Origin of the sequence: Ralstonia sp. OTU4908 (genome assembly GCF_038440115.1) — a bacterium.
In the GTDB taxonomy this organism is placed as follows: Bacteria; Pseudomonadota; Gammaproteobacteria; order Burkholderiales; family Burkholderiaceae; genus Ralstonia; species Ralstonia pickettii.
On the sequence record NZ_JASATD010000007.1, the window covers coordinates 75,984 to 101,108 of the forward strand.

At 62.9% G+C, this 25,125-nt stretch carries 23 protein-coding genes; 5 read left to right on the forward strand and 18 right to left on the reverse strand.

Annotation, left to right across the window (positions count from 1 at the left end):
- Positions 1-5: 5 nt before the first annotated feature.
- From pstS to AAHM38_RS08615, 5 genes are all read right to left on the reverse strand, one after another.
- Complete coding sequence (gene pstS, locus AAHM38_RS08595; protein WP_012762183.1) at positions 6-1,037, reverse strand: phosphate ABC transporter substrate-binding protein PstS; 1,032 nt, start codon at positions 1,035-1,037, stop codon at positions 6-8.
- 191 nt (positions 1,038-1,228) lie between these two features.
- Complete coding sequence (gene glmM, locus AAHM38_RS08600) at positions 1,229-2,572, reverse strand: phosphoglucosamine mutase (RefSeq protein WP_116576079.1); 1,344 nt, start codon at positions 2,570-2,572, stop codon at positions 1,229-1,231.
- A gap of 109 nt (positions 2,573-2,681) precedes the next feature.
- Positions 2,682-3,545: a dihydropteroate synthase gene (gene folP / locus AAHM38_RS08605; protein WP_125472847.1), complete on the reverse strand. Its 864-nt coding sequence runs from the start codon at positions 3,543-3,545 to the stop codon at positions 2,682-2,684.
- A gap of 152 nt (positions 3,546-3,697) precedes the next feature.
- Positions 3,698-5,584 carry an ATP-dependent zinc metalloprotease FtsH gene (gene ftsH / locus AAHM38_RS08610; protein ID WP_009240894.1) on the reverse strand — a complete coding sequence of 629 codons (1,887 nt, stop codon included), beginning with the start codon at positions 5,582-5,584 and terminating at the stop codon, positions 3,698-3,700.
- A 130-nt stretch (positions 5,585-5,714) separates the two neighbouring features.
- The gene (locus tag AAHM38_RS08615; RefSeq protein WP_009240895.1) at positions 5,715-6,380 is read right to left on the reverse strand and encodes an RlmE family RNA methyltransferase; all 666 of its coding nucleotides are present in this window, start codon (positions 6,378-6,380) and stop codon (positions 5,715-5,717) included.
- 108 nt (positions 6,381-6,488) lie between these two features.
- Here AAHM38_RS08615 and AAHM38_RS08620 point away from each other — a divergent pair, with 108 nt between their 5' ends.
- Entirely contained in the window at positions 6,489-6,989 is a 501-nt protein-coding gene (locus AAHM38_RS08620) for a YhbY family RNA-binding protein (RefSeq protein ID WP_065856527.1), read from the forward strand.
- A 61-nt stretch (positions 6,990-7,050) separates the two neighbouring features.
- Here AAHM38_RS08620 and AAHM38_RS08625 read toward each other — a convergent pair whose 3' ends face one another.
- The 8 genes from AAHM38_RS08625 to gloB all read right to left on the reverse strand — a co-directional run bounded on the left by AAHM38_RS08625 (position 7,051) and on the right by gloB (position 18,225).
- Positions 7,051-7,518 (reverse strand): DUF4149 domain-containing protein, encoded by a 468-nt coding sequence (locus tag AAHM38_RS08625; protein WP_065856529.1) that lies wholly within the window; start codon positions 7,516-7,518, stop codon positions 7,051-7,053.
- A 20-nt stretch (positions 7,519-7,538) separates the two neighbouring features.
- On the reverse strand, positions 7,539-8,015 hold the full coding sequence (gene greA, locus AAHM38_RS08630; protein ID WP_009240897.1) for a transcription elongation factor GreA: 477 nt from the start codon (positions 8,013-8,015) through the stop codon (positions 7,539-7,541).
- A gap of 195 nt (positions 8,016-8,210) precedes the next feature.
- On the reverse strand, positions 8,211-11,456 hold the full coding sequence (gene carB, locus AAHM38_RS08635) for a carbamoyl-phosphate synthase large subunit (protein ID WP_116576077.1): 3,246 nt from the start codon (positions 11,454-11,456) through the stop codon (positions 8,211-8,213).
- A gap of 16 nt (positions 11,457-11,472) precedes the next feature.
- Positions 11,473-12,147, reverse strand: a complete 675-nt coding sequence (leuE, locus tag AAHM38_RS08640) for a leucine efflux protein LeuE (RefSeq protein WP_012762189.1) — start codon at positions 12,145-12,147, stop codon at positions 11,473-11,475.
- Between the two features lie 21 nt (positions 12,148-12,168).
- Positions 12,169-13,305, reverse strand: a complete 1,137-nt coding sequence (gene carA, locus AAHM38_RS08645) for a glutamine-hydrolyzing carbamoyl-phosphate synthase small subunit (RefSeq protein ID WP_012762190.1) — start codon at positions 13,303-13,305, stop codon at positions 12,169-12,171.
- Positions 13,306-13,650: 345 nt separating this feature from the next.
- Entirely contained in the window at positions 13,651-15,552 is a 1,902-nt protein-coding gene (prpE, locus tag AAHM38_RS08650; RefSeq protein WP_116576076.1) for a propionate--CoA ligase, read from the reverse strand.
- Positions 15,553-15,696: 144 nt separating this feature from the next.
- Positions 15,697-17,247, reverse strand: coding sequence for a transglycosylase SLT domain-containing protein (locus AAHM38_RS08655; protein WP_012762192.1), 1,551 nt, complete (start codon positions 17,245-17,247; stop codon positions 15,697-15,699).
- Between the two features lie 138 nt (positions 17,248-17,385).
- Positions 17,386-18,225: a hydroxyacylglutathione hydrolase gene (gloB, locus tag AAHM38_RS08660; RefSeq protein WP_116576075.1), complete on the reverse strand. Its 840-nt coding sequence runs from the start codon at positions 18,223-18,225 to the stop codon at positions 17,386-17,388.
- On the opposite strand from gloB, the gene AAHM38_RS08665 reads away from it, so the two are divergent.
- Both AAHM38_RS08665 and rnhA read left to right on the forward strand, forming a co-directional pair.
- Complete coding sequence (locus tag AAHM38_RS08665) at positions 18,224-19,129, forward strand: class I SAM-dependent methyltransferase (RefSeq protein WP_165835789.1); 906 nt, start codon at positions 18,224-18,226, stop codon at positions 19,127-19,129. The two genes, gloB and AAHM38_RS08665, sit on opposite strands and share 2 nt — an antisense overlap.
- 39 nt (positions 19,130-19,168) lie before the next feature.
- Complete coding sequence (gene rnhA, locus AAHM38_RS08670; protein WP_009240904.1) at positions 19,169-19,615, forward strand: ribonuclease HI; 447 nt, start codon at positions 19,169-19,171, stop codon at positions 19,613-19,615.
- Positions 19,616-19,632: 17 nt separating this feature from the next.
- Here rnhA and AAHM38_RS08675 read toward each other — a convergent pair whose 3' ends face one another.
- The 4 genes from AAHM38_RS08675 to AAHM38_RS08690 form a co-directional block, all read right to left on the reverse strand.
- Entirely contained in the window at positions 19,633-20,142 is a 510-nt protein-coding gene (locus AAHM38_RS08675; protein WP_116576073.1) for a hypothetical protein, read from the reverse strand.
- A 35-nt stretch (positions 20,143-20,177) separates the two neighbouring features.
- A complete protein-coding gene (locus AAHM38_RS08680; protein WP_009240906.1) occupies positions 20,178-20,630 on the reverse strand; it encodes a lysozyme in 453 nt (150 codons plus the stop codon).
- Complete coding sequence (locus tag AAHM38_RS08685) at positions 20,620-21,372, reverse strand: DUF2589 domain-containing protein (RefSeq protein ID WP_116576072.1); 753 nt, start codon at positions 21,370-21,372, stop codon at positions 20,620-20,622. Before AAHM38_RS08685 ends, AAHM38_RS08680 begins: the two co-directional genes overlap by 11 nt.
- Positions 21,373-21,481: 109 nt before the next feature.
- Entirely contained in the window at positions 21,482-22,150 is a 669-nt protein-coding gene (locus AAHM38_RS08690; RefSeq protein WP_116576071.1) for a DUF2589 domain-containing protein, read from the reverse strand.
- 248 nt (positions 22,151-22,398) lie between these two features.
- Here AAHM38_RS08690 and AAHM38_RS08695 point away from each other — a divergent pair, with 248 nt between their 5' ends.
- Together AAHM38_RS08695 and AAHM38_RS08700 are read left to right on the forward strand one after the other, a co-directional pair.
- On the forward strand, positions 22,399-23,058 hold the full coding sequence (locus AAHM38_RS08695; RefSeq protein ID WP_065856550.1) for a response regulator transcription factor: 660 nt from the start codon (positions 22,399-22,401) through the stop codon (positions 23,056-23,058).
- Positions 23,059-23,231: 173 nt separating this feature from the next.
- Entirely contained in the window at positions 23,232-23,510 is a 279-nt protein-coding gene (locus tag AAHM38_RS08700; protein WP_065856552.1) for a DUF1488 domain-containing protein, read from the forward strand.
- A gap of 90 nt (positions 23,511-23,600) precedes the next feature.
- On the opposite strand, the gene AAHM38_RS08705 is transcribed toward AAHM38_RS08700, so the two are convergent.
- Positions 23,601-25,109, reverse strand: a complete 1,509-nt coding sequence (locus AAHM38_RS08705; protein ID WP_116576070.1) for a SpoVR family protein — start codon at positions 25,107-25,109, stop codon at positions 23,601-23,603.
- Positions 25,110-25,125: the final 16 nt, after the last annotated feature.

Below are 25,125 nucleotides of genomic sequence, written 5' to 3' on the forward strand. Positions count from 1 at the left end.
GGTCATTAGTTGTAGACAACCTTGCCCGATGCATCCTTCACGCTCGACTTCCACGTTGCGCGGATCTGGTTCTTCACAGCGTCCGGCAGCGGCACGTAGTCCAGGCTCTTGGCGGCGTCGTCACCACCCTTGTAGGCCCAGTCGAAGAACTTCATGACTTCAGCGCCCTGCTCCGGCTTGGCTTGCGTCTTGTGCAGCAGGATGAACGTGGCACCAGCGATCGGCCATGCGTCCTTACCCGGTTCGTCCGTCAGGATCTGGTAGTACGACTTGCTCCACTCGGCGCCAGCGGCTGCGGCCTTGAAGGCTTCTGCGGTCGGTTTCACCACGGCACCCGACTTATTCTGCAGGTTCACATACGTCATCTTGTTCTGCTTGGCGTAGGCGTACTCGACGTAGCCCACTGCGCCACCCAGACGCTGCACGAAAGCGGCCACGCCTTCGTTGCCCTTGCCACCCGTACCCGTCGGCCAGTTCACGGTCGTGCCTTCGCCGACCTTGCTCTTCCACTCGGCATTCACCTTCGACAGGTAGTTCGTGAAGATGAATGAAGTGCCCGAACCGTCAGCACGACGCACCACCAGGATGTCCTGGTCCGGCAGCTTGGCCTTCGGGTTCAGCTTGGCGATGGCCGGATCGTTCCACTTCTTGATCTTGCCCAGGTAGATATCACCCAGCAATTGGCCATTCAGCGTCAGCTCGCCCGGCTTCACGCCCGGCAGGTTGATCACGGGCACCACGCCGCCGATCACCGTCGGGAACTGGATCAGGCCATCCTTGGCCAGCTCTTCGTCCTTCAACGGCATGTCCGATGCGCCGAAGTCGACGGTCTTGGCGGTGATCTGCTTGATGCCGCCCGACGAACCGATACCTTGGTAGTTCACCTTGGTGTTGGTCGCCTTGTTGTAGTCGGCCGCCCACTTGTTGTAGACGGGTGCCGGGAACGTTGCGCCTGCGCCAGTGATGTCAACAGCAAATGCGGCACCGGCGAAAGCCAGTGCAGCCACGCCAGCGATTGCGGTTTTGACCAGTTTCATGAGTTCTCCAGAGGAGCGGTTGAGCGATGACAGATTTTTGACATCCGAACTTTAGGCCGCTCAAATGACAGTTCCGTGACAACACGAAAACTTCTCATAACCGCTCTGCAGGGCAGGAAAGTCGACCCACGCGCATAAAAAAAGCGGCCCGGAGGCCGCTTTTCCATATGTTTGCTTGATTGGGCAACAACTTACTGCAACGTCGCGGCAAGACGCTCCGCATGTTGGTTGGCCAGCTCAGCGTCCTGCGCTTCCACCATGACGCGCACGACCGGCTCCGTACCCGACGGGCGAATCAGCACACGCCCCTTGCCATTCAACTCGGCCTCGCTCGTCTTGAGAGCCGCCTGCAAGGCCGCGTGCGATTTCCAATCGAAACCCTTTTCGACCCGCACGTTGATAAGCTTTTGAGGGAACAGGCGCACGCCGTCGAGCATCTCGTCCAGCGTCTGGCCGCTGCGACGCAATGCCGCAAGCACCTGCAGCGCCGAAATGATGCCGTCGCCCGTGCTGTGCTTGTCCAGACAGAGCAAGTGGCCCGAACCTTCGCCGCCGAGCAGCCAACCATTCTTCTTCAGCTCCTCCAGCACATAGCGATCGCCCACCTTGGCGCGCACGAACTCCACGCCCTGCGCCTTGAGTGCGAGTTCCACGGCAAGATTGGTCATGAGCGTACCAACCGCACCCGGCACCGTCTGACCCGCCGCACGGCGCGCCTGCACCATCACATAGAGCAGCTCATCGCCGTTGTAAAGGCGCCCATTGCGGTCCACCACCTGCAGGCGGTCGGCATCGCCATCAAAGGCCAGGCCGATGTCAGCCTGATGCTCGCGCGTAGCCTCAGCCAACTTACCCGGCGCCGTCGCGCCATAGCCGTCGTTGATGTTGCGGCCATTCGGCTGGTTGCCGATCGATACCACGTCCGCACCCAGCTCGTGGAAGACGTGCGGTGCAATGTGATAGGCCGCGCCATGCGCGCTGTCCAGCACGACCTTCATTCCGAACAGGTTCAGGTCGCTCGGGAACGTGCTCTTGCAGAATTCGATGTAGCGTCCAGCGGCATCCTCGATACGACGGGCACGGCCCAGCGCATCAGAGGCAGCGTACGCCATCGGCTTTTCCAGTTCGGCTTCGATCTGCAGCTCGATTTCATCCGGCAGCTTGTCGCCGGTGGCCGAGAAGAACTTGATGCCGTTATCGTAATACGGGTTATGTGAGGCAGAAATCACCACGCCCGCCGACAACCGCAGCGCACGCGTGAGATACGCCACGCCAGGTGTGGGCAGCGGGCCACTCATCAGCACGTCCACGCCGGCTGCTGTAAAGCCCGCTTCCAACGCGGCTTCCAGCATGTAGCCCGACAGGCGCGTGTCCTTACCGATCAGCACGGTGGGACGGCCGTGGCCATGCGCTTCCCCACCGTGGGCCAACACACGGCCGGCTGCATAACCAAGGCGCAACACAAAATCCGGCGTGATCGGGCTTTCACCGACACGCCCACGGATGCCGTCGGTGCCGAAATACTTCCTGGACATTGGGAGTCTCTCCTGGAGAAATGTTTCTTTCTTTGTTTGTAAGACGCCGGCCATCGCTGGGCAATCCTCTGTTCGCTTGACCCCCAGCCGCGTGAGGCTGGGGCGGCTATCAAGCCATTGGCGGATTTACGCGTTCATGACGCATGGCCCACAAGAGTTGAATTGCCTCCACGGTCGGCTGCACGTCGTGCACACGCACGATGAACGCGCCCCGCTCCGCCGCCAGTAGCGCTGCCGCCACACTGGCGGTCACACGTTCGGCTGGCGGTTTGCCGTCCAACACCGCGCCCAGCGTCGACTTGCGCGACAAACCGGCGAGCAACGGCAAACCGATGCGCTGAAACTCCGCCAAGCGATTGAGCATGGTGAGGTTGTGATCCGGCGTCTTGCCAAAACCAAACCCCGGATCAAGGGAGATACGCTCGGCCGCCACGCCGGCAGCCATCAGCGCCTCCGTCTGCGTGCGCAGGAAGACCTCCACCTCGCCCATCAGGTCTACATAGCTGGGCGCTTCTTGCATCGTTTCGGGATCGCGCTGCATGTGCATGACACACAGGCCCGCGTTGCCCTTTGCCACCACCTCGATCGCGCCGGGCCGGCGAAAGCCCCAGATATCGTTGATCAGATCGGCGCCCGCATCCAGCGTGGCCCGCATCACCTCGGGCTTGTAGGTATCGATCGACAGCGGCTTGCCGCATTCGCGTAGCGCCTCGACGATAGGCATCACGCGGTCCAATTCGGCTTGCAGGCTCAACGGCTCGGCGCCCGGCCGGCTCGACTCTCCACCGATGTCGATCATATCGACGCCTTCGGCGATCAGCTGCTCGGCGTGGCGCAACGCTGCATCACGCGTGGCGTGCTGCCCGCCATCGGAGAACGAATCGGGCGTGACGTTGAGAATGCCCATGATGAGGGGACGGCGATCACGTGGGTAACGGAAGCGTCCGCACTGGAAGTGCGATGTGGTGGGAATGGAAGCGGACAAGATAGATCGACGGAAATGCTGTGCAGGACCGGAATCCTACGCCAGGCATGCCAGAATGCGCCAACAAAAAAAAGCCGGTGCACTTGCACCGGCTCTTTTGCGTCGCCGCCCGGGCGACAAACTAACGGCCCATCAACACATCAGGCCGTGGCAGGCACGTTGCCCGGGTTCACCCCAGCCGGCGTGCCTCCACCCGGCGGGGTGCTGCCACCGCCGGTCGAGCCGTAGCGCGGCGGGCGCGGCGGCTTGCCGTCCATGATGTCATTGACCTGATCGGCGTCGATGGTTTCCCACTCGAGCAGCGCCGCAGTCATGGCTTCCACCTTATCGCGATTCGCTTCCAGCAGCCCCTTGGCCAGGGCGTACTGCTCGTCCACGATGCGGCGGATTTCCGAATCCACCTTCTGCTGAGTCGCCTCGGACACCGTCTTCGATGCCATGCGACCGAAGAAGCCATCCTGTTCCGTATCGACGTAAACCATAGTGCCAAGCGCGTCGCTCATGCCATAGCGCGTCACCATATCGCGGGCCATCTTGGTGGCGCGCTCGAAGTCGTTAGAGGCACCGGTACTCATCGCACCCAGGAACACCTCTTCTGCGGCACGGCCACCAAACAGGATCGCGACCTCTTCGAGCATCGTGTCCTTGTAGGCGTAGTGCTTGTCGTGCTCCGGCAGCTGCCAGGTCAGACCGCCAGCCCAGCCGCGCGGCATGATCGTGACCTTGTGCACCGGATCAGCCTTCGGCAGCAGCTTCGCCACCACCGCATGGCCCGACTCGTGGTACGCCGTAGCGCGGCGCTCCTCTTCGCGGATCACGGCCGACTTGCGCTCCGGACCCATGTAGATCTTGTCCTTCGCGTCTTCGAAGTCCTGCATGTCCACCACGCGCTTGTTGCGGCGTGCAGCAAACAGCGCAGCTTCGTTCACCAGGTTGGCGAGATCGGCGCCCGAAAAGCCCGGCGTGCCACGCGCCAACACCGATGCATCGACGTCGTTGCCGATCGGCACCTTGCGCATGTGGACCTTGAGAATCTGCTCGCGGCCACGGATATCCGGCAGTCCCACGTAGACCTGACGGTCGAAGCGGCCAGGACGCAGCAGCGCTTTGTCGAGCACGTCTGCACGGTTGGTTGCCGCGATCACGATGACGCCCGAGTTGGCCTCGAAGCCGTCCATCTCGACCAGCATCTGGTTCAGGGTCTGCTCGCGCTCGTCGTTGCCGCCGCCCATGCCGGCGCCACGATGGCGGCCAACCGCATCGATCTCATCGATGAACACGATACAGGGCGCCTGCTTCTTGGCGTTTTCAAACATGTCGCGCACGCGGGCTGCGCCCACGCCAACGAACATTTCAACGAAGTCCGAACCGGAAATGCTAAAGAACGGCACCTTGGCCTCGCCGGCAATGGCGCGCGCCAGCAGTGTCTTGCCGGTACCCGGAGGCCCCACGAGCAGCACGCCGCGCGGGATACGCCCGCCCAGCTTCTGGAATTTCTGCGGATCTTTCAGGAAGTCAACCAGTTCGACGACTTCTTCCTTCGATTCATCGCAGCCCGCCACGTCAGCAAACGTGACGCTGTTGTTGTTCTCGTCGATCAACCGTGCCCTGGACTTGCCGAACGAGAAGGCACCGCCTTTCCCGCCGCCCTGCATCTGCCGCATCATGTAGAACCAGAACACGATGATCAGCAGCGTCGGGCCGAGGTAGTAAAGCGCGGTAAGGAGCACACCTTGCTCCTCTTCCGCCTTGCCGGTCACCTGCACGCCGTACTTCATCAGGTCGCCGACCATCCAGATGTCGCCCGGCGAGATGATCGAATACTTGTTGCCCTCGTTCGGTGTGACCAACAACGTACGGCCCTGGACCTCGACGCGCTTGACCTTGCCGGCCTTTGCATCGTCCATGAATTGCGAGTACGTCACACCTTCTTGGGCGCGGGGCTTGTCGAACTGCTTGAAGACGGTGAACAGCACCAAGGCAATCACCAGCCAGATGGCCGCCTTCTGAAACCAGTTGTTATTCAAGGCGAGACTCCTTTAGAAATGCCTTGACGGGATGCTTGGCATTGTAATGCACGGACACCGCCGCGGGTTGATTGCCCGCAAGACCGACGGACCGCCGTGCCAGCCGGGGCCCCTTCCTGAGTAACGTCCGTCAGCCGGAATGCTTGAGCTGGCGGCCCAACAGGAATGTTTCGGACGATTTGTCGCGGGAGGCTTTAGGCTTGCGCGGCGCCACGATCTTGAAATGACGCTTGAACATCTCGACGATCTGACTATAGCCGCTGCCATGGAAACATTTGATCAGCAGCGCGCCCTCAGGTTTCAGGTGTGCCATGGCAAATTCCACAGCCAGCTCGGCGATGTGCTCCATGCGCGCGGCGTCTGCCGACGCCACGCCAGAGAGATTGGGGGCCATATCGGACAAAACAAGGTCCACTTTTCCCCCGCCTGTGGCTTCCAGAACGATTTCTTCGAGTTGACGGAAAACGTCGTCCTCGCGGAAGTCACCCTGGATGAAGGTGACATCGGCGATGGCTTCCATCGGCAGGATGTCGATGGCGACGATCGCCCCGTCGATCCGGCCGTCTTTGGCGCGGGGCGAGGCGGCCAGCTTGTTGCGCACGTACTGGCTCCAGCTTCCCGGCGCGGCGCCAAGGTCGACGATGACCTGACCCGGCTTGATGAGCTTGTCCTGTTCGTCGATCTCTTTCAGCTTGTAGGCCGCACGCGCGCGATAGCCTTCGCGCTGCGCCAGCTTCACGTACGGATCATTGATGTGGTCGTGCAGCCACGACTGGTTGAACTTGTTCTTTGCCATCGAATTGGTTGCAATTTCGCCCGGATGTAGCGCCAAACATGGCGGCCAGGACTGGTTTTGGCGGATAATACGCGCCGTTTGTCTTTTTGCGCGATCTCGCCCCTATTTATGCCCGCCCTTATCCTCACCCCTGCCCAACGATCGGAACTGCGCTCAGAAGCGCACGCGTTGAACCCGGTCGTCATCATCGGTGCGGAGGGTCTGACGAAGGCCGTTCTGGCCGAAATCGACCGCTCGCTGGCGGCCCACGGGCTGATCAAGATTCGCGTCTTCGGTGATGATCGCGAAGCCCGCATCGAACTCTATGACACCATCTGCGCCCGCCTGCAGGCTGCCCCGGTACAGCACATCGGCAAGCTGCTGGTGATTTGGCGCGAGGGTCCGGCGTACTTGAAGGAAAACCAGCCGCGAGATCTCAAGCCGCCTCGCAAGGCGACAGTTGGTGCCGGTCCGCGCTCGGTCACCGTGCGCAAGCCGAACCCGAACAGCGCGCGTCGCCCTAAACCGGTCCGCCTCAGCGTGCTGGGTAACGAACGGGTCACGGCCGGCGGTAACGTCAAGCGTGCCAAACCGCGTCAAACCAGCCAGAAGAAGAAAGCGCTGTCCTGAACCTGCTCGGCAGCCCGCACAGAAAACGACCGGCTCTCCAGCCGGTCTTTTTTTTGAGGCCTCAGGCGGTTTGCCGAACGCCGGCCGCCTTCCAGATCAGGGCCAACCCCAGGAGGCTCTGCACCAGATAAAACACGCTCGATATGCCGTGCAACAAGCCGAACTGTGCGCGATAAGGCGAATCCCCCACCGCCACGCCAAGCGCATCGGCCTGTTCGCGCAGCGAGGCCATGAACGGCTGCAAGCCGAAATAGCCCACCAGCACACACAGCAGCATCGCCAGCACGAGCCAGCGCAGCCGCCGGTATCCGGCCTCACCGCGGCGTACCAGCGCCGTGGCAGCCAACAGCAGCAAACACCCAGTCGCCAGGCCGATCCACGCTTCTGCATGAAACAACCGACCGGCAATGGAGCCGGCCAACTGGCGATCTCCCAGCATTGCGAACAGCGTCGGCGCGACGATGTAACCGATGGTCCAGAGCGAACCACACCATACCGTGGCAAGCAACTGGAAGAAGCGCTGCGGCATGGTGGTTGTCCCGAATCAGGTTAGAGGTACTTGACGGCCAGCACTTCGTACTCGCGCTCGCCGCCCGGGGCGACCACGGTAGCGACATCGCCTTCAAACTTGCCGATCAACGCACGAGCGATCGGCGAGCTGATCGAAATCTTGCCCGTTTCCAGATCAGCCTCATCATCGCCGACGATCTGATACGTAACGGGCTTGCCCGAATCGAGATCTTCCAGATCGATGGTGGCGCCAAAAACCACGCGGCCGTCGGCATCCAGCGAGGCCGGATCGATGATCTGCGCAGCGGACAGCTTGCTCTCGATTTCCTGGATGCGGCCTTCGATGAAGCCTTGGCGCTCCTTGGCAGCATCGTAGTCGGCGTTTTCGGAAAGATCGCCCTGGGCACGTGCCTCGGCGATGGCATTGACGACGGCCGGACGCTCCTTGGTCTTCAGACGGTGAAGCTCTTCTTTCAGCATCTCGGCACCGCGCTTGGTAATCGGAATGGTGCTCATCGTAAGTAATTCGGAATCGCAAAAAAATCAGCCGCTGCGAAGCGGGAGGGCGCGTAGCGCACACCCGCCTGACGGCGGCTGTCGTTGTTTTGACACGGACGCTCTAGTTTAGGCGAACCGTCCGGAGGCGGCAACTGCTCCTCTCCGGCCGGCTCACCGCGACGCTATGCCGCGCCGCGGGCCCTGGCGATGGGCTTACAGGGTGGCGTGCAGGCCCTGCAGGTCATACACATCCAGGTGCTGCATGTGCTTCAGACCTTCCACCGCGGCGCGAGCACCGGCGATGGTCGTGTAGTACGTGACGCGCTGCGCCAATGCTGCCTGCCGGATCGAGCGCGAGTCAGCGATTGCTGCACGCGTCTCATCGACAGTCGTGAAGACGAGCGCGATCTCGCTGTTCTTGATCATGTCGACAATGTGCGGACGGCCGTCCTTCACCTTGTTGACCACGCGCACCGGAATGCCGGCGGCTTCGATGGCCGAGGCGGTACCGCGCGTCGCCACGATCGGGTAGCCCAGCGTATGCAGCGCGCGGGCAACTTCCACGGCTTGCGGCTTGTCGCTGTCCTTGACGGTCATCAGCACGGTGCCCTTCTCGGGCAGGCGCGAACCGGCGGCGAGCTGGCTCTTGAAGAGCGCTTCGCCAAACGTCTTGCCGACGCCCATGACTTCGCCAGTCGAGCGCATTTCCGGTCCGAGCACCGGATCGACACCCGGGAACTTGTTGAACGGGAACACTGCTTCCTTGACGCTGTAGTACGCCGGCACGACTTCTGTCTCGACGCCTTGCGACTCCAGCGACTGACCCGCCATGCAGCGAGCGGCAACCTTGGCCAGCGGCACACCGGTCGCCTTCGACACGTACGGCACCGTACGCGAAGCACGCGGGTTCACTTCCAGGACGTAGACGATGTCTTCGCCGCCCTTCTGCTGAATGGCGAACTGCACGTTCATCAGACCGACCACGTTCAGCGCCTTGGCCATCGCGGCGGTCTGGCGCTTCAGTTCGTCTACGGTCGCCTGCGACAGCGAATACGGCGGCAGCGAGCAAGCCGAGTCGCCCGAGTGCACGCCAGCCTGCTCGATGTGCTCCATCACGCCGCCGATGAACACGCGCTTGCCGTCGGACAGGCAATCCACGTCGCATTCGATCGCGTCGTTCAGGAAGCGGTCGAGCAGCACGGGGCTGTCGTTCGACACTTTCACAGCCTCGCGCATATAGCGCTCGAGGTCGCGCGGCTCATGCACGATCTCCATCGCGCGGCCGCCCAGCACATACGACGGACGCACCACCAGCGGGTAACCGATTTCTTCGGCCAGCTTGAGCGCTTCATCTTCAGCACGCGCGGTGCGGTTGGGCGGCTGGCGCAGGCCCAGCTCGTGCAGCAGCTTCTGGAAACGCTCACGGTCTTCGGCCGCGTCGATCATGTCCGGCGACGTGCCGATGATGGGCACGCCGTTGGCTTCTAGATCCAGCGCGAGCTTCAGCGGTGTCTGGCCGCCGTATTGCACGATCACGCCAACCGGTTTTTCCTTGTCGACGATTTCCAGCACGTCTTCCAGCGTCACCGGCTCGAAGTACAGGCGGTCAGACGTGTCGTAGTCGGTCGAGACGGTCTCCGGGTTGCAGTTGACCATGATGGTCTCGTACCCGTCTTCGCGCAGTGCCAGCGCGGCGTGCACGCAGCAGTAGTCGAACTCGATACCTTGGCCGATCCGGTTCGGGCCACCGCCCAGGACCATGATCTTCTTGTTGCCCGTCGGCTCGGCTTCGCACTCGCCATGCTCGGCTTCGTACGTCGAGTACAGGTAGGCCGTGTTGGTCGCGAATTCGGCGGCGCAGGTGTCGACGCGCTTGTAGACCGGCCGCACCTTCTCGGCGATACGCTTTTCGCGCACGGCCTTGGCTGTCGTCTTGGTCAGCTTGGCAAGGCGGCGGTCGGAGAAACCCTTCTGCTTGAGCAGACGCAGCTCGGCAGCCGAGAGGCTTTCCAGGGTGCGGGACTTCACCAATGCTTCCGTCTTGACGATGTCTTCGATCTGCGCCAGGAACCACGGATCCACGGACGTCTCGGCATAAACCTCGTCGATCGACAGGCCCAGGCGGAATGCGTCGCCCAGATACCAGATGCGATCCGGACCGGCTTCGCCGATCTCTTCGATGATCTCGTCGCGGTCGGTGGACTTTTCGTCCAGGCCGTCCACGCCGACTTCCAGGCCCCGCAGCGCCTTCTGGAACGACTCCTGGAACGTGCGGCCCATGGCCATCACCTCGCCGACCGACTTCATCTGCGTGGTCAGGTGGCTGTCGGCCTGCGGGAATTTCTCGAACGCAAAGCGTGGCACCTTGGTGACCACGTAGTCGATCGACGGCTCGAACGACGCCGGGGTCGCGCCACCGGTGATCTCGTTCTTCAGCTCGTCCAGCGTGTAACCGACGGCCAGCTTGGCAGCGACCTTGGCGATCGGGAAACCGGTGGCCTTCGAGGCCAGTGCCGACGATCGCGACACACGCGGGTTCATCTCGATCACGATCATCCGGCCATCCTTCGGATTGATCGAGAACTGCACGTTTGAGCCGCCGGTATCCACGCCGATCTCGCGCAGCACGGCCAGCGAGGCGTTACGCAGGATCTGGTATTCCTTGTCGGTCAGCGTCTGCGCCGGGGCCACCGTGATGGAATCACCGGTGTGGATGCCCATCGGATCCAGGTTTTCGATCGAGCAGACGATGATGCAGTTGTCGGCCCTGTCGCGCACGACTTCCATCTCGTATTCCTTCCAGCCGAGCAGCGACTCTTCGATCAGCAGCTCGTTGGTCGGCGAGAGGTCGAGACCGCGCTTGCAGATCTCTTCGAATTCTTCGCGGTTGTAGGCGATGCCGCCGCCCGTGCCGCCCAGCGTGAACGACGGACGGATCACGATCGGGTAGCCGCTCGTGCCGGTTTCCTTGGCGATCTGCGACTGCACGGCCACGGCTTCGTCCATCGAATGTGCGATGCCCGACTTGGCCGACCCGAGACCGATCTTGGTCATCGCGTCCTTGAACTTCTGGCGGTCTTCGGCCTTGTCGATGGCCTCGGGCGATGCGCCGATCAGCTCGACGTTGTACTTCTTCAGCACGCCGTGGCGATGCAGGTCCAGCGCGCAGTTCAGCGCGGTCTGGCCGCCCATCGTCGGCAGGATCGCGTCGGGGCGCTCCTTGGCGATGATGCGCTCGACGACTTCCCAGGTGATCGGCTCGATGTAGGTCACGTCGGCCGTGTTGGGGTCGGTCATGATCGTGGCCGGGTTGCTGTTGACCAGGACCACCTTGAAGCCTTCTTCACGGAGCGCCTTGCAAGCCTGCGCGCCGGAGTAATCGAATTCACACGCCTGGCCGATGATGATCGGACCCGCGCCGATGATCAGGATGGTTTTGATATCTGTACGTTTTGGCATAACCCGCTCGATTCGATTAATTCAGTGTGGCCGTCGCCAGCTTGGCGGAAAAGCCGATAAACATGGCGCCGACGCCGCTGCTCATACCGGCAGACAGACGTCGTCGCGCGCGGAACGCCGCGGCCAGCCGCGCGCCCACGAAGATGATGGTGGTCAGGTACAGGAAGCTGCAGATCTGGCAGACCAGCCCCAGCACGACGAACGACACGACTGGCAGCGCGTAGTGCGGATCGACGAACTGGATGAAGAACGAGATGAAGAACAGGATCGCCTTCGGGTTCAGCAAGCTAATGATCAGCGCCTTCTTGAACGGGTGCGATTCGTCGGCCGGCGCCGCGTCTTGTGCGACGGACTCGCCGGCCTTGCGCACACGCCAGTTGCGAACCGCGCCACGCAGCATCTGCAGGCCGATCCACGCCAGATACGCCGCGCCGATGTACTTCACGACGTAGAACAGCGCCGGACTCGCCTTCAACAGCGAAGCCACGCCCGCTGCCGACAGCACCATCAGGATGGCATCGCCCAGAAACACGCCGCACGCGCCCTGGTAGCCCGGGCGCACACCGCGGCGGGCCGCCACCGACAGCACGTACATCGAATTCGGCCCCGGCAGCAGCACGATGAAAATCGTGCCGAGCAGGAAAGTCCAGAATTCGGTGATGCCGAAGTGGGCGAGCATGAAGGCGTTCATGGCGATGCGATCTCGTTTGCTTTACTGCTTGGCTGCGTCCATCGCCGCCGTAAAGCGGTCAAACAGATACGCGATGTCGTGCGGACCGGGCGACGCTTCCGGGTGGCCCTGGAAGCAGAACGCCGGACGGTCGGTCAGCTCGAAGCCCTGCAGCGTGCCGTCGAACAGCGAGACGTGCGTCACGCGCGCGTTGGCCGGCAGCGATTCCGGGTCCACTGCAAAACCGTGGTTCTGCGAGGTGATGACCACGCGGCCGTCCTGCAGATCCTTGACCGGGTGATTCGCGCCGTGGTGGCCGGTCTTCATCTTGAGCGTCTTGGCACCGACAGCCAGGCCCATGATCTGGTGGCCCAGACAGATGCCGAACGTCGGCAGGCGACGCTCCAGGAACTCCTTGGTGGCGGCGATAGCGTAGTCGCACGGCTCCGGATCGCCGGGGCCGTTGGAAAGGAAGACGCCATCCGGGTTATGCGCCAGCACGTCGGCTGCGCTGGTTTGTGCCGGCACCACCGTCACGCGGCAGCCACGCTCGGCGAGCATGCGCAGGATGTTGAACTTGATGCCGAAGTCATACGCGACCACGTGGTACTTCGGGGCTTCCTGCTTGCCGTAGCCGCGACCCAGCGCCCATTCGGTTTGAGTCCACTCGTACGGCTGGGTCACGGACACGACTTTCGCCAGATCCATGCCCGACAGGCCCGGGAACGAGCGCGCGAGGTCGATGGCCTTCTGCACGTTGTCTTCGCCAGCGAGAATGCAACCGTTCTGGGCGCCCTTCTCGCGCAGGATTCGGGTCAGCTTGCGCGTATCGATCCCGGCAATGGCGACAACTTTCTCGCCCTTGAGGTAATGCGAGAGCGTGTGCTCCTTGCGGAAGTTCGACGCCAGGATCGGGAGATCCTTGATGATGAGACCGGCGGCATGGACTTTCGTAGCTTCGACATCCTCACGGTTCACGCCAACGTTACCGATATGCGGGTACGTGAGCGTGACGATCTGGCGCGAGTAGCTCGGATCGGTAAGGATTTCCTGATAGCCGGTGATTGCGGTGTTGAACACCACTTCGCCGATCGTATGACCGGCCGCACCGATGGAATAGCCACGAAAGACCGTGCCGTCTGCAAGCGCGAGAATGGCGGGCGGGAAAGACGGCAACACGGGTAGCTCCTGCTGGATTCACCCTGTGCCGACCTGATCACCTTGGCGCCGAAGCGGAATTCCGGCTATGCGGAATCCGGGCCGTTTGCGCGCCGAGAGTCGGGGCTGGGACAGAACTCACCAGAAATCACCGAGAAACGAGGCAGACGGGGCGGTAGGCGGGAGGTAGGAAGCGGTTGGCGCTAGGGTGATGGGTTTCTGAACTCAAACCCAACAAGTATACCCGGACACCGCAAAAAACTCAATGAAAGGAAGGACTTAACGGCGCGTGCCGCCCGATTTGTGACGTCCCGCCGTGCCCACGAGCCCGTGATCGAGCTGGCGAGAACGTCACTTTCTCATCATCTAGTCACCTCGCACGGCAGCCTGCACCTGAGCCAGCGCCGTGGGGTCTTCAATGGTCGTCAGATCTCCCGGGTCACGCCCTTCCGCTACGGCCTGCATCGCCCGGCGCAGCAGCTTTCCGGAGCGCGTCTTGGGCAGCGCCCCGACAAAGAACACGCGCGAGGGCCGTGCCACTGCCCCGAGCTGCATCTCGACTGTGCGCATCAACTCACCTTCGAGGGCCAGGCGCCCCGTCGGCTCGGCAATGCGCGAAGCGTCACGCACGATGGCAAACCCCATCGCCACCTGCCCTTTGAGCTGATCGGCCACGCCCACCACCGCCACCTCGGCGATGGCGGGATGCGACGACAGGCTTTCTTCGATCTCGCGGGTGCCCAGACGGTGGCCCGCCACGTTGATGACGTCGTCGGTGCGGCCGAGGATGGTCACGTAACCCTCCTCGTCACGCACGCCCCAGTCGAAGCTCGAATAGATGTGTCGCCCCGGGAACGCAGACCAGTAGGTCTTCAGAAAGCGGGCATCGTCGCCCCAGACGGTGGTCATGCAGCCCGGCGGCAGCGGCGCGGACACCGCGAGCAGGCCTTTCTCCCCAGGAGCACAAGGTTGCCCGGTGGCCTCATCCAAGATGTCGAGCTTGTACCCGTAGACCGGGAAGCCCGGCGAGCCAAGCTTTTGCTCGGAAGGCTCAACCCCTTGCGGAATGGCCAGCATCGGCCAGCCGGTCTCGGTCTGCCAGTAGTTGTCGACGATGGGCTTGTGCAGTGCCTCGCCGATCCAGCTTGCGGTGGGCTCGTCCAGCGGCTCGCCGGCCAGGAACAGGCGGCGCAGACTCGACAGGTCATGCCGCTGCAGCAGCGCAGGATCTTGTTTCTTGAGCACGCGAATGGCGGTCGGCGCGGTGAACATCACGTTCACGCGGTATTGCTCGACGATGCGCCACCAGACCGCCCCGTCCGGGCGAATTGGCGTGCCTTCGTACATGACCGTCGTCAGGCCCGCGAGCAGCGGCGCGTAGACGATGTAGCTGTGGCCCACGACCCAGCCCACGTCCGATGCAGTGAACATCGTGTCGCCGGGCTGCGTACCGAAAATGAGCGGCATCGACGCCGCGAGCGCCACCGCATAGCCGCCGGTATCACGCTGCACGCCTTTGGGTTTGCCGGTGGTGCCGGAGGTGTAGAGGATGTACGAGGGCTCGCTCGATTCCATCCATTCGCACGGCACCTCGGCGTTCGCGTGCTGGGCGGCGAGCGTTGCGTAGTCGACATCGCGCGGGTTGTGCTGCATGGGCGCGAGTTGGCGATTGACGAGCAGCACGCGCTCGGGCTTGTGGGCCGCCAGCGCAATCGCGGCATCGAGCAACGGTTTGTACTCGACCACCTTGCCCGCTCGCGAGCCCGCATCGGCACTGACGATCACGCGCGGCGTAGCGTCGTCGATGCGCGTGGCGAGACTGTTGGACGCGAAACCGCCGAACACCACCGAATGGATCGCGCCGATGCGTGCACAGGCCAGCATCGCAAACGCGGCTTCAGGAATCATCGGCAGGTAAATCAGCACGCGGTCGCCCCGCCTCACGCCCAGGGCCTGCAGGCTCGCCGCCATGCGGTTGACCTCGCGATGGAGCTGGCGATACGTGTACGTGGCCTCCAGACCGGTTTCAGTGGAGACATACACGAGCGCCGCTTGCTCGCCACGCGTGGCGAGATGCCGGTCGACGGCGTTGTGGCACAGGTTGGTGCGTCCGCCCACGAACCACTTGGCGAATGGTAAGCGCGAATCGTCGAGGACGGCAGAATACGGCCCCTGCCATTCGATGCGCTGGGCCTGTTCGCCCCAGAAGCCAGCGGGGTCATCAATGGAGCGCTGATACAGCGCGCGGTACGCGGCGGACATGGGCATGATGTTGTCTCCTGGCCATCGTACGCGATGGCTCAATCTTGGTTGTGCTTGATGCACCTACTTTGCGATCGCCAACTTACGCGGGTCTTACCGCCGCCCCAAAACAAAACGGCGCCCCGCAGGACGCCGTTTCTGTTGCCAGTCTCAGCGCTTCTTGCGCTTGACCGAACTGGATGAAGTTGCCACCGGCTTCGCCTTGACCACCGGCTTGCCGGCCACCTTCGCGGTTGGCACGCGTGTGGTTGCCGCTGTGGCGCGCGACGTTGTGGCCGATACGCGCATCACGCGCACATGCCCGCCACGACTGCCACCGCGCGCTGGCGGCAGCATCAGCACGACGCTGTGCCCCTTGGGAATGGCGTCGCCGGGGAGCTGGTTCCACGCACGAATCTGGGCAACCGACACGCCGTAGCGTCGCGACAGACCCGCAACCGTATCGCGCTTGCCTGCGCGCACGACCACCTTTCTCAGATCCGGCATGTCGGGTTCGACCGCCATGGTGGCGTTCTCGGCCAACTCCGGGCTGATGTCGGGAGCGTTTTCCTGGGCGCCGTCGGCACGCGGCACAACCACGGTGGAGCCGGCCTTCAGCCGCATGCCCTTCGGAATGCGGTTGATCTCGCGAATGGTGTCGGGGTCAACTTTCAGCCGGGCCGCCAATGCCTCAACGCGCTCGCGGTTGCCGACCGTCACGGCCGTCCAGCTCGAGAGGCCGCCGCGATAGGTGTTGAGGTTGTATTGGAACGTTTCCGCGTTGTCATACGGCAGAAGAATCTGCGGGTTCGACGCGCCGAGGATCACCGGTCGGTTGAACGACGGGTTCAGTGCCTTGAACTCATCCATCGGCAGATTCGCCAGCTTGGCTGCCAGCGTCACATCAATATCGCGTGACGTGGTGACGGTGACAAAATATGGATGGTTCGGAATCTCGGGCAGCGTGACGCCGTAGCGCTCTGGGTTGGCGATGATGTTCTTCACCGCCTGGAGCTTGGGCACGTACATGCGCGTCTCGGCGGGCATGTTCAGGTTGACGTAATCGGTCGACAGGCCGGCTGCCTGGTTGCGCGCAATCGCCCGCGCCACCGCACCTTCGCCCCAGTTGTAGGCGGCCAGCGCGAGTTGCCAGTCGCCAAACTGGTCGTGCAGCTTGGAAAGATAGTCGAGCGCGGCGTCGGTCGAGGCAAGCACATCGCGGCGCTCGTCCTGGAAGACGTTCTGCTTGAGGTTGTAGGTTCGGCCAGTGCTCGGGATGAACTGCCACATTCCGGCAGCCTTGGCGCTCGACACCGCCTGCGGGTTGAACGCGCTTTCCACGAACGGCAGCAGCGCCAGCTCGGTGGGCATGTTGCGCCGCTCCAGCTCTTCGACGATGTGATACAGGTAGCGGTTCGAGCGATCCACCATGCGGCGGAAGGCTTCCGGGCGCTGCGCATACCAGTCGGTACGATCATCCACGGCCGAGCTTTGCAGATCGGGCATGGAAAACCCTTGGCGAATGCGCGCCCAGAGATCCTTGGCCGGCCCTTTCAGGGACGCGACTGGCTGCTGATCGATATTGACGACCGGCGCAGACGCTTGGCCGGCGGCGGTGGAGGCGCTGGTGCTGGCCGTGTCGGCGTTCGGCCCGGGGGCCGTTGCACAGGCCGCGAGGAGCAGACTGAGCACAGTTGCCGCAAGAAGTCGCACGGATCGCATCAAGTTCTGAGGGGTTAGGGCTAAAAATTGCCCCAGATAGTAAGAAACGCATCCGACCGCGTCAACCCGCGTTCACCCGGCGTGCCGCTTGCCCAATGCATCACATCTGGCCGCCTTATCGCCGCGCGCCGAGCGTTCTCAACGGAAATCGTTCTTCCACTGGCGCAACGCGGCGAATACTGCAACGGGGTCATCCGCGTCGATGCCTGCATGGCGTGCCACGGCCTGCGTCACATTGGCGTCATCCGATCGCATGAAGGGATTGGTCGCCCGCTCGTGGCCAATGGTCGTGGGCACAGTCGAGCGGCCCTCGGCCCGCAACGCCGTTACCTCATCCTCCCAGGCTGCCAAGTCGGCGTTACCAGGTTCGACTGCGCGCGCAAAACGCACATTCGACGCCGTGTATTCATGCGCGCAATAGACACGCGTATCGGGCGCCAATGCCGCCAGCTTTGCCAGCGACGCGCGCATCTGCGCGGGCGTCCCTTCAAAAAGCCGGCCGCAACCGGTGGCGAAGAGTGTATCGCCACAAAACAGGCTCGCCGATGCGGCATTACCCTGAAGCTGACCCACATAGGCAACGTGACCGCTGGTATGACCGGGTACATCGATCACCCGGAATGTGGCGGCTGGCTGCGCGAGCGTCACCACGTCGCCTTCGCGCACGGCCTGCGTGCGGCACGGGATCGATTCGTGGGCTGGACCGATGACCGGCAGCGGCGCGCCCTCGGGATTGTGCGGATACGCGGCAAGCAGTTCGCGCACCCCGCCGACGTGATCGCCATGATGATGTGTGATTACAATGGCACCGAGCGCGAGCCCGCGCTCCTTCAGGAAGCGCAGCACCGGTTGCGCGTCGCCCGGGTCGACGACAGCAGCCACACGGCCATCGTGTAGTGCCCAAATATAATTGTCGGTAAACGCAGCGATCGCCTCCACCTCAAGCGCTACACCACGCGGCACACCACCCTGGACCATGTCCGACTCCTCTAACGATCGTCGCATTATAGATTGGCACCACTGGCTGGCTTCGCCGCCCGGGCAATATGTCCTGCGCTGGGAGCAGGCTCAATTCGATCGCACGGTGGCCGACATGTTCGGCTATCACGCGCTGCAGCTAGGCCACCCTGGCTTTGGGGCCCTGCGCGAGAACCGCATCCCGCTGATCGCCCGCGTAGTGGATGACATCGATCCGACAGCCCCCATCGAAACGCTCGACCCGATGGACGGCAACCCGGCAGAGTCCGCCGATACCGCCGACGCAGACCCGGACGCCAACACGCCGCAGCGCCAAGCCACGCCCCGCGTGATCTGCCGCTATGACGAGCTGCCCTTTGCTTCGCAGAGCATCGATCTCGTCGCCCTGCCCCACGTGCTGGAATTTACTGACGATCCGCACGAAGTGCTGCGCGAAGTGGCGCGCGTGCTGATGCCCGAGGGACGTCTCGTCATCACCGGCTTCAACCCGCTCAGCCTATGGGGCATGCGACAGGGCATGCGGCGCCTGGGCACGGAATCGTTTCTGCCTGCGCAGAGCCAGATGATTGCGTTCACGCGCCTGAAGGACTGGCTCAAGCTGCTCGGATTTGATATCGTGCGCGGCCGTTTCGGCTGCTACTGCCCGCCCAATCGCTCGGACAAATGGCTGCAGCGCACCGCCTTCATGGAAAAGGCCGGCGACCGCTGGTGGCCGATCTTCGGCGCGGTTTACATGCTGCAGGCTGTCAAGCGCGTGCGCACCATGCGCCTGGTCGGTCCGGCATGGAAGACGCGCAAATCGCCGGCGCTGGTGCCGGCCGGTACGCCGGTCGCGACACCTTCGGGCTCGCATTCGAGCAAGACGCCATCGGCGACCGCACGTGACGGCAAATCCGGCGTCTGAGCGCGCCCGTTCCACTCACTGATCACCCATCGTTTCTCAATGCAGGAAGTCACCGTTTATTCCGATGGCGCGTGCAAGGGCAACCCCGGCCTCGGCGGCTGGGGCACCGTGCTCGTCTCGGGCAGCCACGAAAAAGAACTCTTTGGCGGCGAAGCGCTGACCACCAACAACCGCATGGAATTGATGGCCGTGATCGAGGCATTCCGCGCGCTGAAGCGGCCGTGCCGGGTGCAGGTGTACACCGATTCGCAGTATGTTCAAAAAGGCATCAGCGAATGGTTGGCCGGCTGGAAGGCGCGCGGCTGGAAGACAGCCGACAAGAAGCCCGTCAAGAACGACGACCTCTGGCGCACGCTCGACGAACTGGTCGCCGGACATGAGGTGAGCTGGCATTGGGTCAAGGGCCATGCCGGCCACCCCGGCAACGAGCGCGCCGATGCGCTGGCCAACAAAGGCGTCGAGATGGCGCGCCAGGCGAAAGCCTGACGCAGCCGGGCGCACGCTCACGTGCCCGCGCAGCGCTGCGTCGGGATCTGCGGCGCATTTGCGGTGGTGGTCGTGACGTACTGCGGCTTGCCATCCTGCGCATAGATCAGCCGCAGCGGGCCACGCTTGGAAAGACCATCGTCGATGTCCGCCTGCAGCAGGCCGGTCGGCCCCCAAGGGTCACCGCCGATGCTGCGCTTCTGCATCATGACAGGGCGATTTGCACCCGGCTCCCAGTTGGCTTGGCGCTCGGGCACGTAGCGGTTGGGCAACGTGCCATAGGCGTAGAGCTGATTCAGGGTATCGGCCAAGTACCGCCCGGCTTGATCGTTGAACTTCGGAAGCTCTTGCCAGGCAAGTTCGCTGCGGATGCGCTCCGCTTCGACGGCGCAGGTTGGCGCGGCAATGTCGGCCGCGCGTGCATAGGACATGCCGATCGCAACGGCCGCGGCAGCAAGCCACGTCAATACGCGATACAGGCGGCGTGGGCGGGTGGTCGGAATCACGGACATCGGTTCGGTATGCATGCGAGCTTCTCCGGTGGAAATAACGTGGTTGTGAATCAGGACAGGAACAACTTGCGTTCGGCCTGGCGGCGCTTCGTCAGTCCTTTGAGCGGCTTGCCGCCGGCCTTGTCCCACAGCAGGAACTGATTGGCCGCGCCGGCGTAGTCGCCCGCGTTGAGCTTGCGCAGCAGCGTTGAAGAGCGAAGCCGCCCCGCCCCCAGGTTGAAGACAAAGGACGCCAGTGCGTCGAATTGACCTTGCGTAATCGACACGCGCACGGCCTTGGCAATGCCCTGCTCGGTGTCGGCCAGGTCTTTGCGCAGCAGCGCTTCGGCCTGCTGCTGCGAGATCGGCCCATTAAAGGTCTCGCCGGGCCGAATCAGGTGGCCGTAGCCGATGGTCGGTTTGCCGACTGCATCCAGATACGTCGACAGACGCAGCCCTTCCGATTCCTTGATCAGCGCGAGGCCTCGCTCGCCGGTGGCGCGCGGGTTGTGCTCAGTGCTCATCGCTCTTCTCCTGGGGCGTGCTGGGGTTGGCGCGGCCGTCTGGAGCCTCGGCATTTGGCTGCACAGGCCGTGGCACCAGCCGATTCGTGTATTCGTCGATGACGCGCATTACGGCTTCCGGCGCCTGCAACGCGGTGAACTTCATCTCGATGTCGATGTGCTCGCTGTCGCGGCCGGTGTCACGCTCGGAATGCGGCGCGAGCGAGACGTAGAACCGGCCAACACCGCCGGTGGCAGCGCCGTGCACGGGCAAGGTCTCGGCAATGTCGCTGCGCACGGTCATGTTCACCGTCATTTCATCGAGCGCGAGGCCACGCGGCATCGCAAGCGACACCAGCGGCAGCGCCAGCCGGTGCTGACTGTCGAGCGCAAGTTCGACCTCCCGCGCCACCAGCGTGCCGGCCTCGTCGGCATCGAAAAACTGATCGAGCAGCGCGGTGTACTGCTGCGCAAGCATCTGGTTGGCGGACGCGGCTGCGTGCTGCATGCCACGCGTAATGTCGTCCAGCGTCAGGCCATTCAAGCCCGGATGACCGTGGCTGTTACTGCCGCCACCTCCGCCAGGGGGCGATGAACCCGGAGGCGACGGCGGAGGCGCATCGGACGCTGCCTCGGAAAACGGCGCGGCACCGGAAGACCCAGGTGGCGCCGACGGCGAACTGGTGGGCGGTGCCGACGGTGTGGCGGGCGCTGACGATGCACGGTCATCGTCACGCCCGCGGCGGCTGAAGAGTTTGAACATGGGGTCGGGTCGGTCGGATCGATCAGATCAATGGGCGGCGCGCGGCAGGCGCGCACCGATCAGGACGCCGACCGTGGGGAGGCCGGCCGGCGTCCATCGCCGGGGCGGCTTACGGAGTTGCCGGAGCCGGGGCCGGCGCGTTACCGCCAGCCGGCACCTTTTCGCCGACCATCGTGCCGTCGGTCGGCGTGGCGGGCAGCGGCTTGACGTCGTTCTCCTTGCCCTTGACGACCACCGGCTTGGTTGCAGCGTCAGTCAAGAACTCCATCACGCGCATCAGCGCTTCCGGCGGGTTCTGGCGCTTGACCTGGGTGTGGAAGGAGTACTTGGCGCGCGTATCCGTGCTACGCGTCTGCTCCGACTTGTGCGAGGCGCGGCCCGACACCGATACGCTGAACGGGCCCCAGCCGAATTTGGCCTGGAAGGACCCTTCTGCCTCGGTGGTGGACGACGATTTCTCCGACTGCGTAATCTCCAGTTCGAAATCGATCGTGCCCTCCTCGATGGCGATCACCGGATGCACGACCGCGCACAGCAGTGGAATACGCATCGTCTTCTGGATCGTGCCCTGCGCCACACCCTTCTCGTCGACGATGGTTTCGTCGTAATCAAATTGCACCGCAACGGCTTTGCCGTTCTGAATACATACCTGCAGCAGAAAATCGGCATAGGATTTTGCCGCCGAGGTTTGCGCTGCGATCATCGCCTGCAGCGGCGCAGAGATCATCTTGTCGATCGGCAGCGCATTGATAACCGACCCGATAAGTCCGTTGTCCATTTAAAACTCCTCACATTGAATTAATCGGACGCGCAGGTTTGTGCGCCCGAATCCAAAGTAAGAGTTTTTCCTGCGGGGTTCGATGCCTCGAAAGTCCCAGTCATGGCCACGGAACAGCGGCCCAGTACATGACGATTGGCAGCCCGTGACTTTCGGCACTGCACTTCCGTTTCAATGCATCCGGACCGATCCCGCTCTACAAAATAATCGGTTTCGCCGAAAACAATTAACTGAAGTACGAGGGGTCGATGAATATTCTGGTAATCGATAGCTTGCCGCTTTTTGCGGCAGGTGTGTCCAATGTATTGAATGCACTCGACGCGCAGGGTGTGTTTATCGATACGCACTACACCGCGCAAATCGGACCGGCTTGCAGGCAAGCCGAACCCACAGCCGTCGTGATGGAATGGAGCGCAGAGGACGACGACGCGCGACAACGTTTATCGGAGTTGAAAGCGGTGCTGCCAGAAGTGCCTGTGTTGCTGACGGTTCAAGCGGTGGGCCGGCACGTGGTGGGCGACGCGCTGCGCTTCGGCGCCGCCGGCGTGGTCGACCGGCAGGCCACGGCCGATGTCCTGCTGGAGGCCCTGCAGCGCATTACCTCGGGCGCGGTCTACTTGCCGCCCATCAGCAATCTCTACCCCGATGATCCGCGCCACACCCCTGGAGAGAGCCCGGCCGAAATCTGGCGCCGCCTCACGCCGCGGCAGCACGAGGTGCTACAACTGCTTGCAGAAGGCAAATCCAACAAGCAGATCTGTCGCGTGCTCAACGTGGCTGAGGGCACCATCAAAAACCATCTGTACGCGCTGTTCCGGCAGATTGGCGTGAACAATCGGACCGAAGCGGCGCTCTGGCTGTCACGCTGCAAGGCAAGCCTTGCCCGACTGCAGATGTGCGCAATGTAGCGCGGCTCGCCTCCACATGCCCGTGGCATCCGGCGGGCTGATCGGGCGTGGTGCGTCAGGGCTTCGCCACCGGGTGAAAACACGCAGCGGCGACATTGCATTCACGCGACCACGCCATACACTGGTTGGAAGGCGGCGCACCGTGCGTCGCCGTCTTTTCATGGAGGCCGCCCATGGAAACCATCGAATTTCACACCAGCCCGCCACGCTATTGCGCTGCGGATCTCACCCTCACCTGCAGCGCCAGCGTCGACGGCGTCCCGGCCTGCTATGCGGTGACGGCGGAAGCGCTCGAGGAGCATTTCGGCGCCCGCTCGTGGCGCCAGGAAGATCTGCTGCAAGCGATGGAATCGCACCGCGGCACTATTGAAGACATGGCGCGCTCGCTGTTCAAGCTGACGGACTCGCACAACATCGTGCTGCGCAGCGGCCATTTCCGGTTCGGCATGTAGCTGTCCCGAGAGCAGCATGGCCGACATCCGCGCCTGCGGTGGAAAAGAAGAAAGCCAGCGCAAGGCTGGCCTTGTGGAAACGGACGCGTGCTAGTCAGGCCTGCACTCGTGCTTCATCTCGCGGCGCCCGTCTTCGTAGACGACTTCCAGCCGGCACGTAAAGCCCCACAGGCGCACGACGTGGCGCAGCATCTCCTCGTAGTTCGACGCGAGCGGGCGACGGCTGCTCTGCAAGTGCCGCAGCGTCAGTGAACGATCGCCGCCCACGTCGACGTTGGTCACCTGGATGTTGGGCTCGATGTTCGACAAGTCGTACTGTCCTGCCAACAACTCTCGGATCTTGCGATAGCCATCCTCGTCGTGGATGGCGGTGACGCGCAGCTTGGCATCGCGGTCGTCATCGAGCACGGAGAACAGCTTCAACTCACGGATCACGCGCGGCGAGAGGAATTGCAAGAGGAAGCTCTCGTCCTTGAAGTTGCGCATGGCGAAGTCGAGCGTCTTCTGCCAATCGCTGCCGGCAATCTCGGGCGCCCAGCGGTAGTCTTCCTCTTCCGGCGATTCACAGATGCGCCGAATGTCCTGGAACATCAGAAAGCCCAGCGTGTACGGGTTCAGGCCGCTGTAATACGGGCTGTTGAATGGCGGCTGATAGATCACGTTGGTGTGGGCCTGCAGCAGCTCGAGCATGAAGGCGTCGTTGACGAGTTTTTCGTCGTACAGCTTGTGCAGGATGGTGTAGTGCCAGAAGGTGGCCCAGCCTTCGTTCATCACCTTGGTCTGGCGCTGCGGATAGAAGTACTGCGCGATCTTGCGCACGATGCGCACGATTTCTCGTTGCCAGGGCTGCAACTTGGGCGCGTTCTTCTCGATGAAGTACAGCAGGTTCTCTTCCGGTTCCGGCGGGAATTGCGGATCGGGTTCCGGTATGTCGTCCGCCGTTGCGAGCGCGCGAGCGCGGTGCGTCGGCAGCGTGCGCCACAGGTCGTTCACCTGCGCTTCCAGGTATTTCTCGCGCTCCGCCTGGCGCGCCTGCTCTTCGTTGATCGACAGCTTCTTCGGCCGCCGATAACGATCGACCCCGTAGTTCTGCAATGCGTGGCAGGAATCGAGCAGCAGTTCCACCTCCTGTTCGCCGTAGCGCTGCTCGCATTCGGCCACGTAGTTCTTGGCGAAAAGCAGGTAATCGACGATCGCGTCGGCGTTCGTCCACGTGCGGAACAGGTAATTGCCCTTGAAGAAGGAGTTGTGGCCATAGCAGGCATGCGCGATCGTCAGCGCCTGCATCGGCATCGTGTTCTCCTCCATCAGATAGGCGATGCAGGGATTCGAGTTGATGACGATCTCGTAGGCCAACCCCATGAGCCCGCGCTGGTAGCCGCGCTCCGATGCAAGGAAATGCTTGCCGTATGACCAGTGGTTGTAGCCCAGCGGCAAGCCGGACGACGCGTAGGCATCGAGCATCTGCTCGGCGGTAATGATCTCGATCTGGTTCGGATAGGTGTCCAGGCCGAAGTCTGCGGCAATCTGGGCGATGCTTTGGTCGTAGCGCCTGATCAGCTCGAAGGTCCACTCCGAGCCCGTAGATAGATAGGCCATGCTCGTTCCCGTTGGT

What these genes read in the sequence shown, in the direction of transcription:
- pstS (WP_012762183.1), bottom strand. Translation starts at nt 1,037, where the DNA reads ATGAAACTGGTCAAAACCGCAATCGCTGGCGTGGCTGCACTGGCTTTC.
- glmM (WP_116576079.1), bottom strand. Translation starts at nt 2,572, where the DNA reads ATGTCCAGGAAGTATTTCGGCACCGACGGCATCCGTGGGCGTGTCGGT.
- AAHM38_RS08615 (WP_009240895.1), bottom strand. Translation starts at nt 6,380, where the DNA reads ATGGCAAAGAACAAGTTCAACCAGTCGTGGCTGCACGACCACATCAAT.
- AAHM38_RS08620 (WP_065856527.1), top strand. Translation starts at nt 6,489, where the DNA reads ATGCCCGCCCTTATCCTCACCCCTGCCCAACGATCGGAACTGCGCTCA.
- AAHM38_RS08625 (WP_065856529.1), bottom strand. Translation starts at nt 7,518, where the DNA reads ATGCCGCAGCGCTTCTTCCAGTTGCTTGCCACGGTATGGTGTGGTTCG.
- greA (WP_009240897.1), bottom strand. Translation starts at nt 8,015, where the DNA reads ATGAGCACCATTCCGATTACCAAGCGCGGTGCCGAGATGCTGAAAGAA.
- carB (WP_116576077.1), bottom strand. Translation starts at nt 11,456, where the DNA reads ATGCCAAAACGTACAGATATCAAAACCATCCTGATCATCGGCGCGGGT.
- leuE (WP_012762189.1), bottom strand. Translation starts at nt 12,147, where the DNA reads ATGAACGCCTTCATGCTCGCCCACTTCGGCATCACCGAATTCTGGACT.
- prpE (WP_116576076.1), bottom strand. Translation starts at nt 15,552, where the DNA reads ATGCCCATGTCCGCCGCGTACCGCGCGCTGTATCAGCGCTCCATTGAT.
- AAHM38_RS08655 (WP_012762192.1), bottom strand. Translation starts at nt 17,247, where the DNA reads ATGCGATCCGTGCGACTTCTTGCGGCAACTGTGCTCAGTCTGCTCCTC.
- AAHM38_RS08665 (WP_165835789.1), top strand. Translation starts at nt 18,224, where the DNA reads ATGTCCGACTCCTCTAACGATCGTCGCATTATAGATTGGCACCACTGG.
- gloB (WP_116576075.1), bottom strand. Translation starts at nt 18,225, where the DNA reads ATGGTCCAGGGTGGTGTGCCGCGTGGTGTAGCGCTTGAGGTGGAGGCG.
- rnhA (WP_009240904.1), top strand. Translation starts at nt 19,169, where the DNA reads ATGCAGGAAGTCACCGTTTATTCCGATGGCGCGTGCAAGGGCAACCCC.
- AAHM38_RS08675 (WP_116576073.1), bottom strand. Translation starts at nt 20,142, where the DNA reads ATGCATACCGAACCGATGTCCGTGATTCCGACCACCCGCCCACGCCGC.
- AAHM38_RS08680 (WP_009240906.1), bottom strand. Translation starts at nt 20,630, where the DNA reads ATGAGCACTGAGCACAACCCGCGCGCCACCGGCGAGCGAGGCCTCGCG.
- AAHM38_RS08685 (WP_116576072.1), bottom strand. Translation starts at nt 21,372, where the DNA reads ATGTTCAAACTCTTCAGCCGCCGCGGGCGTGACGATGACCGTGCATCG.
- AAHM38_RS08690 (WP_116576071.1), bottom strand. Translation starts at nt 22,150, where the DNA reads ATGGACAACGGACTTATCGGGTCGGTTATCAATGCGCTGCCGATCGAC.
- AAHM38_RS08695 (WP_065856550.1), top strand. Translation starts at nt 22,399, where the DNA reads ATGAATATTCTGGTAATCGATAGCTTGCCGCTTTTTGCGGCAGGTGTG.
- AAHM38_RS08700 (WP_065856552.1), top strand. Translation starts at nt 23,232, where the DNA reads ATGGAAACCATCGAATTTCACACCAGCCCGCCACGCTATTGCGCTGCG.
- AAHM38_RS08705 (WP_116576070.1), bottom strand. Translation starts at nt 25,109, where the DNA reads ATGGCCTATCTATCTACGGGCTCGGAGTGGACCTTCGAGCTGATCAGG.